Raw genomic sequence first — 12,791 nt, 5'->3', positions numbered from 1 at the left:
ATAGCCGTATACGCAAACGCGCCGACGGCGCGTTCGAGCGTGTCGGAGCGATTGCCGCGTCTTGATGCAAAAATCAGCGACGAAGTCCGAGGCGTTCGATCAGGTCGCGATAGCGCTGCAGGTCTTTCTTGCGCAGGTAATCGAGCAACCGGCGGCGATGATTGACCATGCGCAACAGGCCGCGGCGCGAGTGATGATCGCCTTTGTGGATCTTGAAGTGTTCCGTCAGCTGCTGAATTCGGTTGGTCAACAGCGCCACCTGCACTTCAGGTGAGCCCGTGTCGTTTTCCGACCGTTTGAAATCGCTGACGATCTTGCCTTTAGCTTCTGCATCAAAAGACATGGTTAGTTCTCCATATCTAGAGCGACGAAGCCTTTGTAAAAACCCGCTCATATTCACCGGCGAACGATGGTCCCACGGCGAGGGTCTTTGCAAAAACTTCGAAGCCCCGGTTTAAGTAGCCGGCTATTTTAGCCGGGAGAGGCCTGCTAAACAAGCCATGAACTACAAATATTCAAGGATTTGCGAGCCCGTCCGTCGGCGGCACGAAAACCCGCCTGGGGTGCAACCGGCCATCCGGCCTGACCTCCCCGAGTCCCAGCACGCGGCCATCCTGGCCATGCACCCGCGCCATGCCTGCTGCGCCCGGGTGTGGCACCGGGTTTCCGTGCAGAAAACGTTCGACCGACGCGCCTTCCAGGCAAGCGACGGGCCAGGCTGAAAGGCCGGCGTCGGGCGGCAACAGCAGCGCCTGTTCCCGGCCATCCGAGACTGCGGATTCGAGTGCTTCCAGCGTATGCATGGCCTCGCCAGGGAAAGGATCCACCGCCAGCCGCCGCAGCGCCACCAGGAAGGCGCAGGTCCCGAATGCCCGACCCAGATCCTCGGCCAGTGTGCGGATATAGGTCCCTTTGGAACAGCGCACCGTAAATGTCAGATCCGGTGCGTCCCAATGCTCACATTCAAGCCGGTGAATGGTCACCCGGCGGGGCTCACGAGCCACTTCGACACCCCGCCGCGCCAGCCGGTACAGCGGCTGCCCTTCGTGCTTCAGCGCGGAATACATGGGGGGAATCTGGTCGATGGGCCCCGTGAAGGACTGCAGGACCTTGTCAATAGCCACCCGGCCCAGCTCCGGCACCGGTCCACGCTCGCAGACCTCGCCTTCGGTATCACCGGTCTCGGTCGCCGCGCCGAGGCGCGCGACGGCCCGGTAGGTCTTGTCGGCATCGAGCATGAAGGCCGCGGTTTTACTGGCTTCGCCCAGACAGATCGGAAGCATGCCCGTCGCGAAGGGGTCCAGGGAACCCGTATGACCCGCCTTGCGGGCATGCAACAGACGCCGCACTTTCTGCAATGCCCGGTTGGAAGACTCCCCGGCCGGCTTGTCGAGCAGGAACACCGCGTGCAGGTCCCGTCCGGAACGCTTCCGGGCCATCAGCTTTCTTCTTCGTCGGTTCCGTCTGCGCTGCGGTCGGAAGCGATGGCCTGTTCGATGAGCTGGTCCATTCGCCGCCCTGTCTCCACCGAAGCATCGTGGTGAAAATGCAATTCGGGGACCGCCCGGATACGCATTTCCTGGCCCAGACGCCGGCGAAGATAACCACTGGCGCGCTGCAAGGCCTCGAGGGTGGAGGCGGCACGTTCGCTGTCAAACACCGTCACGAAAACCTTGGCGTGCGCGAGGTCACGAGTCACCTCGACGTCCGACAGGCCGATGAAGCCGACTTCGGGATCCTTGAGCTCATGTTGAATGAGCTGAGCCAGTTCGCGCCGCAACTGCGCGGCGACCCGCTCCGATCGATTGAATTCTCTGGGCATATTGGCTGAAGGTCCCGCCGCTAGAGCGTTCGGGCAACCTCGATCCGCTCGAAGCACTCGATCTGGTCACCGGGTTTGACGTCGTTGTACTGCTTCACGCCAATACCACACTCGGTGCCGGACTGGACTTCGTTGACGTCGTCCTTGAACCGGCGCAGGGATTCCAGTTCGCCTTCGAAGACCACGACATTGTCTCGCAGTACACGGATCGGATTCTTGCGCCGGACCACGCCTTCGACCACCAGGCAACCCGCGATGGCGCCCAGACGCGAGGAGCGGAAAACATCCTTGACCTCCGCGAGGCCGATGATCTGCTCCTTGACCTCGGTGCCCAGCATGCCGTTGATGGCCTGGGTCACCTCGTCGATCGCGTCGTAGATGACGCTGTAGTAATGCAGGTCCAGCTCGTTTTCCTGGATCGTCTTGCGTGCCGACGCATCAGCGCGAACGTTGAAGCCGATGATGATCGCGCTCGAGGCCTGGGCCAGCGAAGCGTCGGATTCGGTAATGGCACCAACGCCGGAGGCAATCACATTGACCTGCACTTCGTCGTTGCTCAACTTGGTCAAGGCATCCCGCAGCGCTTCCACACTGCCCTGCACATCGGCGCGAATGAGCAGATTGACCTGCAACTGGTCCTCCTTGCCCATGTTTTCGAACAGGTTCTGCAATTTTGCGGCCTGCTGCCGTGCCAGACGCGACTCGCGCATGCGGTCCTGGCGCTGGGAAGCCGCTTCCTTGGCCTTGCGCTCGTTGGTGACCGCAAGCACTTCGTCCCCCGCCGCCGGCACCCCGGACAGGCCCAGAACGACGACCGGCATGGACGGGCCAGCGGAATCGATGGCCTCACCGGTTTCATCAAACATGGCACGTACCCGGCCGTACTCCTGGCCGGCCAGAATCATGTCGCCACGCTCCAGCGTTCCCTGCTGGACCAGCAGGGTAGCCACCGGGCCGCGGCCCTTGTCCAGGCTGGACTCGATCACGAGGCCTCGGGCCTGACCTTTTTCAGGCGCTTTCAACTCGAGCAGTTCGGCCTGCAACAGGATGGATTCAAGCAGATTTTCGATACCCTGCCCGGTCTTGGCCGACACTTCGACGAATATGTCCTCGCCACCCCAGTCTTCAGGAATGACTTCTTCTTTCGACAGCTCGGTCTTGACCCGATCGACATCCGCCTCGGCGCGATCGATCTTGTTGACCGCCACGATGATCGGCACCTCCGCCGCGCGGGCGTGCTGGATGGCCTCACGGGTTTGTGGCATCACACCGTCATCGGCCGCCACGACCAGCACGACGATATCCGTCGCCTGCGCACCGCGGGCCCGCATCGATGTGAAGGCCGCGTGTCCCGGCGTGTCGAGAAAAGTCACGGTACCGCGCGGAGTATCCACGTGATATGCGCCGATGTGCTGGGTGATGCCGCCGGCTTCACCCTCTGCCACCTGTGACTTGCGGATGTGATCCAGCAGCGAAGTCTTGCCGTGATCCACGTGCCCCATCACGGTGACGACCGGTGGACGAGTGACTTCTTCGGCCGAACTCTCTTCCTTGGTGGCGATCAGTTCCTGTTCCACGTCCTTGGCTTCGGCCGGCTTGGCCGTGTGGCCCATTTCTTCGACCACGAGCATCGCGGTGTCCTGATCCAGAGACTGGTTGATCGTCACCATCATGCCCATCTGCATCAGGGCCTTGATGACCTCACCGGCCTTGATGGCCATGAGCTTGGCCAATTCGGCCACCGTAATCGCTTCGGGTACGGCGATATCGCGCGTGACCGGAGCGGTCGGGCGCGAAAATCCATGCTCGGAAGGCCGGTTCGAGTGCTTGATGCGCTTGCTGGGCCGACGCCTCCGCGCCGCCAGGGCGCCGCCGGCGACGTGCAGTTCCTTACGTCCATATCGTGTTGCCGGCTTGCTCTTTTCTTTCTCGCGGCGACGCTTCTCTTCTGCGAGTTTGCGCACCCGTTCTTCTTCCTGCTTGCGTGCCCGTTCGGCTTCGGCCTGCTTTTCCGCATCGAGCCGGGCCTGCTCTTCGGCCTCCCGGCGAGACTCTTCCTCGGCGGCCTTCTTTTCCTGCTCTTCGAGGACTTTACGTTCCTCTTCTTCGCGCTGCAGCCGTGCGCGATCCAGCACTTCCTGCTGCTTGCGCTCTTCTTCGGCTCGCTCGGCGCGACTTTCCTCGAGCTTTTTGCGCGCTTCTTCCCGGTCGGAATAGTCGACGCCAAGCTGTTCCTGTGCGACTTCGCGCTTGACGTAGGTGCGCCGCTTGCGCACCTCGACATTCACGGTTCTCGTCGATGCGCGCGGCCCACTTCCGGACACCCGCAGTTCACTGACGCTCTTGCGCTTCAGAGTGACCTTCTTTGGCGCGGTCGCATCACTGTCGGCCTTGCCGTGACTGGCACGCAAATGCGCCAGCAGTTTTTTCTTGTCTTCATTGGACACCGCGTCTTCACCGCTGGACGCCTCAATGCCCGCATCCTTGAGCTGTTCGATCAGCCGGGCGACATCCACACCGAGCACTTCGGCCAGTTGTGCAACGCTTACATTCGACATACTTTGCTCCTTTCGGGTCCCGGGTTGCGCTTATTCTTCGTTTTCTTCGGCAAACCACGGCGCCCGCGCGGCCATGATCAACGCGGCCGCTTCTTCTTCCGTTATCTCGTCAATCGCCATCAACTCATCGACCGACAGCTCCGCCAGGTCTTCCTGGCTACGCACACCCTTCTCGGCCAGCCGGAAGGCCAGTCGCTCGGACATGCCTTCCAGCGCCACGAGATCGTCCGCCGGGCGATTCTCGTCCAGCACCTCCTCACGCGCAATCATTTGCGTCAGCAGGGCATCCCGCGCCCGGCGTCGAATCTCCTCGACAATTTCTTCGTCGAACTCTTCGACCTCCAGCAATTCCGACTCGGGGACATAAGCCACTTCCTCGATATTGCTGAAGCCTTCCTGCACCAGGATCGAGGCCACGTCCTCACCCACATCCAGCTTCTCCATGAAGCGATCGAGGATGGCTCGCGCCTCGTCTTCGCCTTTCTGCTCAGCCTGCTCGATGGTCAGCACATTCAGGGTCCAGCCGGACAATTCACTGGCGAGACGGACATTCTGGCCACCCCGGCCGATGGCCTGTGACAGGTTGGACTCCTCGACCGCGATGTCCATGGCCTGTTTCTCCTCATCGACCACGATCGACGCCACTTCAGCAGGCGCCATCGCATTAATGACGAACTGCGCCGGATTGTCATCCCACAGGATGATGTCGATGCGTTCTCCCGCCAGTTCGTTGGAAACGGCCTGTACGCGCGAACCGCGCATGCCAACACAGGCCCCGATGGGATCGGTGCGGCGATCATTCGAACGCACGGCGATCTTGGCGCGACGTCCCGGATCGCGGGCCCCGCCCATGATGGAAATCAGATCCTGACCGATTTCCGGCACCTCGAGCTCGAACAGTGCGACAAGAAACTCGACGATGGTCCGGCTGGCGAACAGTTGCGGACCCCGTTGCTCCTCGCGAACTTCGAACAGGTAGCAGCGCAGACGTTCTCCCGGCCGCACGGACTCGCCTGGAATCATGTGCCGCTGCCCGATGAAGGCTTCGGCATTGCCCCCGAGATCGACATACACATTTCCGCGTTCGACGCGTTTGACGATTCCGCTGACCAGTTCACCCGCCCGATCGCGATACGCCTCGACCACCTGGGCGCGCTCGGCTTCGCGTACCCGCTGGACAATGACCTGCTTGGCCGTCTGCGCCGCGATCCGGCCGAATTCCGCGTTTTCCATCGGCTCTTCGATGAAGCCTTCGACTTCGATGTCGGGTTGGATTTCCCGCGCCGCGCTGAGTCGCATTTCAGCGTCTTCGTTTTCGACTTCGGCATCGTCATCGACGACCACCCACCGGCGGAAAGTCTCGTATTCTCCGGTACTTCGGTCGATGGCCACCCGGACATCGCGTTCGTCGCCGCCAAGGCGCCGGGCCGCCGAGGCCAGGGCCGCTTCCAGCGCTTCAAAAATGACGTCCTTGCCGACACCCTTCTCGTTCGAGACGGCATCCACAACCAGCAGGATCTCTTTGCTCATCGCGTGTGTTCTCTCTGTCGAAATGCGGTTCTGTTCGCTGAGTCTGCCGTGCTTCAGCCCAGCTCGGCGAATATTTGGTCGTAATCCGGCACCAGCCGCGCTTTGGCGATGTTGCCGTGTTCCAGGACGATCGCTTCTCCGTCCTGCTCAATCCGGATCTCCGAGTCATCGACTCCGAGAATCCGTCCCTTGAACTTCCTGCGCCCGGATACGGGGGCAAATACCGAAACCTGAGCGACCTCCCCGGCAAAACGCTCGAATTGCTCGGGCGTGAACAAAGGGCGATCAAGACCGGGTGAAGACACTTCCAACACATAGTGGCCGGGAATCGGGTCTTCCACATCCAGTAAAGCAGCAGCTTCGCGGCTTACGGTTTCACAATCTTCAACCGCGATACCCTCCGGCTTGTCGATATACAGCACCAGCACCGGGTTCTTGGGGTTGCTGCTGTACTCCAGTCCCACGAACTCGAATCCGAGTTCCGTGACCAGAGGCTGCAGCAGGGCGGTTAATTTCGCAACGCTCAAACTCATCTCCAGGCGCCCGTGGCTTCCGGTTGCCGGTATCCGGGCACAAAAAAAGGGCATGACAGCCCCTCGCAACGAACTGAACCCCGGGTCTCCGACCCTGAAGCCGCCATGGCCTCCCCGTTGGGTGTGCCACGGCTCAATGCGCGTATCAAAGAATCATTGCATCTTCCAGTGCATCGCGAATATCAGGTCCAGTCCACATCAAAAGCACGTACGGGACCGATCAAGTAAAAAGGCCCCACTGGGGCCTTTTTATTCTCAAACTGGTAGCGGGGGCAGGATTCGAACCTGCGACCTTCGGGTTATGAGCCCGACGAGCTGCCAGACTGCTCCACCCCGCATCAGCAGCCGATCATAATATAGGTTCGCACGATCGAATTCAAGCCGCCAATGCGCATTGACATCAACCCGCGAAAGCGTTCATGCACACGCTGATCAAAGACCCGGAAAACACCCCAAGACCCAGCATCAGAATACCGTTCAGTGACAGCACTGCCCTGAAATCCACGGGCGCGGAAAGCGCTTCTTCCGAGGCCGGTTCATCGAAGTACATCAGTTTGACCACGCGCAGATAATAAAAGGCGCCCACGACCGAAAACACCACGGCCAGGATGGCCAGCCAGGCCATTCCCGCTTCCAGAGCCGCCTGGATCACCAGCCACTTGGCGAAGAACCCGACGAATACCGGCACACCCGCCATGGAAAACATCACCATGGCCATGATCGCCGCGTACCAGTTATTGCGCTGGTTCAGACCCTTGAAGTCATCGAGCTGCTCGGCTTCCACTCCACGCCCCGAGAGCAGGACGACCATGGCAAACGCAGCGGCCGACATCAGCGCATAAACGATGACGTAGTACATCGCGGCGCCGAAACCCTCCTCGGTGCCCGGCAGAAATCCCAGTAACGCGAATCCCATATGGGAAATCGTCGAGTAGGCGAGCATGCGTTTGATGTTGCTCTGGGCAATGGCCGCCACGTTGCCCAACACGATGGACAAAACAGCCAGCACCGCCAGCATCTGCTGCCAATCACCATGCAAGCCACCCATGCCGGTCTCCAGCAAGCGGTAGGCCATCGCGAAGGCCGACAACTTCGGCACGGATGCGAGAAACAGCGTAACCGGGGCGGTGGCTCCCTCGTAGACATCAGGAATCCACATGTGGAAGGGAACGACACCGAATTTGAAGGCCAGCCCCACGACCAGGAAAGTCAGGCCGAACACCAGCATGACATCATCACTGCCGGCCAGGCTGATCGCGGCCGCGATGGTATCCAGTTCCATGCTTCCGGTCGCCCCGTAGACCATCGACATGCCGTAGAGCAGCATGCCGGATGCCATGGTTCCCAGCACGAAGTATTTCATCGCGGCTTCCGAACCGCGACCGGAATCCCGGTTGTAGGCCACCAGCGCATAGGAAGCCAGTGACGTCAGTTCCAGCCCCAGGTAAACCATGACCAGCGTGTTCGCGGAAATGAGCAACATGACGCCCAGCAGTGCGAACAGGGCCAACGTATAGAAATCCGCCCGAAACATGCGGAATTGCCGCAGGTAATGCTTGGCATAGACGAAGACGAACGCCAGGACGACGTAGCTGAACAACTTCAGCACATCACCCGCGGGGTCACGAATGAAACTCCCGCTGAAGGTCACCACCGCCCGCTGACCGCTTTCGAGGTAATCGGATCGCAGCGTGAGTATCGCCGCGAACACCAGGCCCAGCATGGCCAGCAAATGGATGATGCCACGGCGTTCTTCGCTCAGGAACAGGTCGGCGATCAGAATGACGCAGGCGATGGACAGAATCCAGATCTCCGGTGCCGCGAGCAGGAAGTAGGTTCCGTTCATGGTCGAACCTCCGTCAAATGCCCGCTGCCGCCGTGGCGGCGACCGGGATTTTCGGTTGTTGTATGTGGGCCAACAGGCCTTCGACCGAGGCATGCATCAGATCGACCAGCGGATCCGGCCAGACACCCACGAGCAGCACCGCGGCCGCGATCACACCCAGCACGGAAGCCTCCCGAATGCCGATATCGTTCAGTTTCGCCACTTCCTCGCTTCCGGGTTCGCCAAAAATCACCCGTTTGACCAGCCACAGGCTGTAGGCTGCGCCCAGAATCAGGGTGATGGCGGCGCAGAACGCGTACCAGAAACTGGCCTGGAAAGCCGCCAGAATCACCATGAACTCACCGACGAAGCCACTGGTTCCCGGCAATCCGGAATTGGCCATGAAAAACAGCACGGTGAACATCGCGAACCAGGGCATCGCATTGGCGACACCGCCATAATCGCTGATCATGCGGCTGTGCATGCGGTCGTACAGCACCCCCACACACAGGAACAGCGCACCCGATACGAACCCGTGGGAGACCATCTGAACCATGGCGCCTTCGACGCCCAGCGCCGCTCCCTGCCCCCCGCCATTGCGGAATATGCCGAAAGCGATGAACATCCCGAGGGTCACGAAGCCCATGTGTGAAATCGACGAATAGGCGATCAGTTTCTTCATGTCCTGCTGAACCAGCGCGACAAAACCGATGTAAACGACCGCGATCAGCGACAACAGGATGATCAGCCAATCCAGGCTGCCGCTGGCATCCGGGGTGACCGGCAGGCTGAATCTGATGAATCCGTAGCCGCCGATTTTCAACATGATGGCCGCCAGGATGACGGACCCACCCGTGGGTGCCTCGACGTGCGCATCGGGCAACCAGGTGTGCACGGGCCACATTGGAATCTTCACCGAGAAAGCCGCGAGAAAACCGAGGAACAGCCAGGTCTGCGCCGTCAAGCCGAGCGGCAGCCGGTGCCATTCGAGTATGGCCCAGGAACCCGACTCAAGGTAAAGCCAGATCAGGCCCACGAGCATGAACACCGATCCCAGGAACGTGTACAGGAAGAACTTGATCGTCGCGTACACCCGCCGCGGCCCGCCCCACATGCCGATGACCAGAAACATCGGAATCAGCATGGCTTCGAAGAACACGTAGAACAAAAATCCGTCGAGTGCCGAGAAGACACCCACCATCAGACCTTCCATGACCAGGAAGGCCGCCATGTACTGATGCACCCTCTTCTGGATGGACTCCCAGCCGGCTGCCACGACGATGACACCGAAAAACGTGGTCAGCAGGATCAAGGGAACCGAGAAACCATCGACACCCAGGTGATACCAGATATCGAAGCGTTCGATCCACGCCGAGTGTTCGACGAATTGCATCGCCGCCGTCGTACGGTCGAAGTCCGTGAACAGCGGGAAACTCAGCACAAAAGTCACCGCGGCCACCACCAGCGCGAGCCAGCGGGCCTGAACGGGTTTCTGCTCGCCCAGGGCGAGAATCACGGCTCCCCCAAGAATAGGGATCCAGATCAGCAGACTCAGTAACGGCCAGTGCGATTCCATGTCTTCCCTTTCCTCAGCCCAGTACGACCCACAGGGCCAGGATGCCAATCAAGCCGATGATCATCGCGAAGGCATACTGGAACAGGTAGCCGCTTTGCCAGACCCGAACCCGTTGCGCCACGCTGCCGACCAGCCGTGCCGAACCATTGACCAGCACCCCGTCGATCAGGCCGGCATCGGCCTTCTGCCAGAGTCCCTGACCGAACTGCACCGCGCGGCGAATGAACAGCGCCTGGTAAGCCTCGTCCCAGTAGTACTTGTTCAGCAGCACGCGGTACAAGCCCGGTAGCGCGTCGCGCACGCGCCCGGGCAGGCCGGTCCGGATGCGGTACATCAGGGTCGCCAGCGCGAAACCGGTCAACATCAACCAGAAAGGCGGCGTCGCCAGGGCATGCATGCCCATGGCCCAGGCGCCATGAAAGTGGGTGCCCAACTCCGCCAGCACATCGTTGGCGGGCTTGACCACGATTGCGTCGGACAACCAGCCACCGAACAGCATGGGCTCTATGGTCAGGTAACCGATCAATACCGAAGGCACCGCCAGCAGGATCAGCGGCACGGTCACCACCAGTGGAGACTCGTGCGGCTCATGCTGCAGAACCCCGTCGGGTGGATGATGGCCAGCCTCGGCATCGACCCGGTAGCGCGGTTGACCGTGGAACGTCAGGTACAGCAGGCGGAAACTGTAAAACGCCGTCACCAGAACCCCCAGCAGCACGCCCCAGTAGGCAATGCCGGCGCCGGCGCGATGCGATTCCGCGACCGCCTCGATAATGGCGTCCTTGGAATAGAAACCCGCGAAGAAGGGAAAACCGACCAGCGCCAGGGTACCCAGCCACGCGGTGATCCAGGTTATCGGCATGCGCTTGGCCAAGCCGCCCATGTACCGCATGTCCTGCTGGTGGTGCAAGGCGATGATGACCGAACCGGCGCCCAGGAACAGCAATGCCTTGAAGAAAGCGTGGGTCATCAGGTGGAATATCGCGGCGGAGTAGGCGGACACGCCCAGCGCCACGGTCATGTAACCGAGCTGGGACAGCGTGGAGTATGCGATCACGCGCTTGATGTCGTTCTGGACCATGCCGATCAGACCCATGGCGAGTGCCGTGAACACGCCGACGAACATGACGAAACTCAGCGCCGTTTCGCTGTACTCGAACAACGGCGACATGCGCGCCACCATGAAAATACCGGCGGTGACCATCGTGGCGGCATGAATCAGTGCCGAAATGGGGGTCGGGCCTTCCATCGAATCCGGCAGCCACACGTGCAACGGCGCCTGCGCCGACTTGCCCATGGCCCCGATGAACAGGCAGATGCAGATGACCGTCATCAAATTCCATTCCATTCCCGGAATGATGACGAAGGTCCGTTCGGCAATGGCTCCGGCCTGGCCGAACACCGTGCCGTAATCCAGCGATCCTGTCGCGTACAGCACCGCGGCGATGCCGAGCAGAAATCCGAAATCCCCCACGCGATTGACCATAAACGCCTTCAGGCTCGCGTAAATGGCGGACTCGCGATTGAACCAGAAGCCGATCAACAGGTAAGAAACCAGGCCCACCGCTTCCCAGCCGAAAAACAGCTGCAGGAAGTTGTTGGACATCACCAGCATCAGCATCGAAAACGTGAACAGGGCGATGTAACTGAAAAACCGCTGGTAACCGGGATCGTCGGCCATGTAGCCGATGGTGTAGATGTGCACCATCAACGACACGAAGGTGACGACCACCATCATCAGGGAAGTGAGATGATCGATCAGAAACCCGATTTCAAAACGGATGCCATCCGAAATCATCCACGTGTAAACGCTGTAGTTCAGGGTTTCGAGACCGCCCTGAACCTGCAGGTACAGAATCCAGACGGAAATCCCGAAGGACGCGCCCACCCCGAGTATCGTCAACCAGTGCGCGCCCGCGCGCCCGACCTGCGCACGCAACAGGCCCGCAACGGCTGCGGCCGCCAGCGGCAGCAATGGAACCAACAACAGTGCGGTTTCGTGAGACATGTCAGCCCTTCAGTTCGTCCAGATCGGCCACGTTGATGGTCCGGCGGTTGCGGAACAGCACGACCAGGATGGCCAGGCCGATCGCGGCTTCGGCCGCGGCGACAGTCAGGATGAAGAACACGAAAACCTGGCCATCGGCGTTACCGAGAAAGCGGGAAAACGCGACGAAATTCATGTTGACGGCGAGCAGCATGAGCTCGATGCACATAAGCAGGATGATCACGTTCTTACGGTTCAGAAAGATCCCCGCCACGCTCAGACAGAATAAAATCGCGCCGAGGGTCAGGAAATGTGCCAGAGTCAACATCGCTCGCTCCTCAGCCGTCCTGCCGTGGTTCGGGTTTCATTTTCGCCAGGCGGATTCGCTCGTCACGGCGTACCGAAACCTGGCGGCTCGGGTCCTGGGTCTTGGTGCCGGAACGCTTGCGCAGGGTGAGCGCAATGGCCGCGATGATCGCGACCAGCAGAATGATGCCGGCCACTTCGAACGGCAGCAGATAGTGCGTATAAAGCCATTCACCGACGTACTTGGTATTGGAATAGCCGTCCGGATGCGGCGCCGGCACCGGGAAAGCGTCAGCGCTGAACCGTCCACGTGCCCACAGCACCACGAGCAGTTCGGCCGCCATGATGCCGGCCACGATCAGCCCCACGGGCAGATAGCTGGCGAATCCTTCCTTCAGCGGCGTCAGATTGATGTCCAGCATCATGACCACGAACAGGAACAGCACCATGACCGCGCCGACGTAAACCAGCACCAGGATGATGGCCAGAAACTCCGCTTCCAGCAGCATCCAGATGGCCGCGGAGCTGAAGAAAGCCAGCACCAGGAACAGAGCGGCGAACACCGGATTACGCACCGAAATGACCATGACGGCGGCCCCGGTGAGCACCAGCGAGAAGAGGTAGAAAACGATTTCGACGATGGGCATCGTGGTG

Annotated in this window: 11 protein-coding genes and 1 tRNA gene; all 12 read right to left on the bottom strand. The window is 60.5% G+C overall.

The window, feature by feature from the left end:
* Positions 1–73: 73 nt before the first annotated feature.
* Entirely contained in the window at positions 74–343 is a 270-nt protein-coding gene (gene rpsO, locus V3330_RS12720; protein WP_354695806.1) for a 30S ribosomal protein S15, read from the bottom strand.
* A gap of 172 nt (positions 344–515) precedes the next feature.
* The gene (gene truB, locus V3330_RS12715; RefSeq protein WP_354695805.1) at positions 516–1,439 is read right to left on the bottom strand and encodes a tRNA pseudouridine(55) synthase TruB; all 924 of its coding nucleotides are present in this window, start codon (positions 1,437–1,439) and stop codon (positions 516–518) included.
* Entirely contained in the window at positions 1,439–1,822 is a 384-nt protein-coding gene (gene rbfA / locus V3330_RS12710) for a 30S ribosome-binding factor RbfA (RefSeq protein WP_354695804.1), read from the bottom strand. Before rbfA ends, truB begins: the two co-directional genes overlap by 1 nt.
* A gap of 20 nt (positions 1,823–1,842) precedes the next feature.
* Positions 1,843–4,380, bottom strand: a complete 2,538-nt coding sequence (gene infB, locus V3330_RS12705) for a translation initiation factor IF-2 (protein ID WP_354695803.1) — start codon at positions 4,378–4,380, stop codon at positions 1,843–1,845.
* A gap of 30 nt (positions 4,381–4,410) precedes the next feature.
* Entirely contained in the window at positions 4,411–5,910 is a 1,500-nt protein-coding gene (nusA, locus tag V3330_RS12700; protein WP_354695802.1) for a transcription termination factor NusA, read from the bottom strand.
* A gap of 53 nt (positions 5,911–5,963) precedes the next feature.
* On the bottom strand, positions 5,964–6,437 hold the full coding sequence (gene rimP / locus V3330_RS12695; protein ID WP_354695801.1) for a ribosome maturation factor RimP: 474 nt from the start codon (positions 6,435–6,437) through the stop codon (positions 5,964–5,966).
* 267 nt (positions 6,438–6,704) lie between these two features.
* A tRNA-Met gene (locus tag V3330_RS12690) sits at positions 6,705–6,781 on the bottom strand.
* 62 nt (positions 6,782–6,843) lie between these two features.
* Entirely contained in the window at positions 6,844–8,289 is a 1,446-nt protein-coding gene (gene nuoN / locus V3330_RS12685; RefSeq protein WP_354695800.1) for an NADH-quinone oxidoreductase subunit NuoN, read from the bottom strand.
* Between the two features lie 13 nt (positions 8,290–8,302).
* Entirely contained in the window at positions 8,303–9,844 is a 1,542-nt protein-coding gene (locus V3330_RS12680; protein WP_354695799.1) for an NADH-quinone oxidoreductase subunit M, read from the bottom strand.
* A 13-nt stretch (positions 9,845–9,857) separates the two neighbouring features.
* Positions 9,858–11,852 (bottom strand): NADH-quinone oxidoreductase subunit L, encoded by a 1,995-nt coding sequence (nuoL, locus tag V3330_RS12675; protein WP_354695798.1) that lies wholly within the window; start codon positions 11,850–11,852, stop codon positions 9,858–9,860.
* A 1-nt stretch (position 11,853) separates the two neighbouring features.
* On the bottom strand, positions 11,854–12,159 hold the full coding sequence (gene nuoK, locus V3330_RS12670; protein ID WP_354695797.1) for an NADH-quinone oxidoreductase subunit NuoK: 306 nt from the start codon (positions 12,157–12,159) through the stop codon (positions 11,854–11,856).
* Positions 12,160–12,169: 10 nt separating this feature from the next.
* Entirely contained in the window at positions 12,170–12,784 is a 615-nt protein-coding gene (locus tag V3330_RS12665) for an NADH-quinone oxidoreductase subunit J (protein WP_354695796.1), read from the bottom strand.
* Positions 12,785–12,791 lie beyond the last annotated feature (7 nt).

Origin of the sequence: Elongatibacter sediminis (genome assembly GCF_037892215.1) — a bacterium.
Lineage (GTDB): Bacteria > Pseudomonadota > Gammaproteobacteria > Xanthomonadales > SZUA-36 > Elongatibacter > Elongatibacter sediminis.
The sequence above is the reverse complement of the archived record's forward strand: the minus strand, read 5'-3'. Positions and strand labels throughout refer to the sequence as shown.

Coding starts and splice junctions, on each gene's coding strand:
- rbfA (WP_354695804.1), bottom strand. CDS start 1,822: ATGCCCAGAGAATTCAATCGATCGGAGCGGGTCGCCGCGCAGTTGCGG.
- V3330_RS12680 (WP_354695799.1), bottom strand. CDS start 9,844: ATGGAATCGCACTGGCCGTTACTGAGTCTGCTGATCTGGATCCCTATT.
- nuoK (WP_354695797.1), bottom strand. CDS start 12,159: ATGTTGACTCTGGCACATTTCCTGACCCTCGGCGCGATTTTATTCTGT.
- V3330_RS12665 (WP_354695796.1), bottom strand. CDS start 12,784: ATGCCCATCGTCGAAATCGTTTTCTACCTCTTCTCGCTGGTGCTCACC.
- nusA (WP_354695802.1), bottom strand. CDS start 5,910: ATGAGCAAAGAGATCCTGCTGGTTGTGGATGCCGTCTCGAACGAGAAG.
- nuoL (WP_354695798.1), bottom strand. CDS start 11,852: ATGTCTCACGAAACCGCACTGTTGTTGGTTCCATTGCTGCCGCTGGCG.
- rpsO (WP_354695806.1), bottom strand. CDS start 343: ATGTCTTTTGATGCAGAAGCTAAAGGCAAGATCGTCAGCGATTTCAAA.
- infB (WP_354695803.1), bottom strand. CDS start 4,380: ATGTCGAATGTAAGCGTTGCACAACTGGCCGAAGTGCTCGGTGTGGAT.
- nuoN (WP_354695800.1), bottom strand. CDS start 8,289: ATGAACGGAACCTACTTCCTGCTCGCGGCACCGGAGATCTGGATTCTG.
- truB (WP_354695805.1), bottom strand. CDS start 1,439: ATGGCCCGGAAGCGTTCCGGACGGGACCTGCACGCGGTGTTCCTGCTC.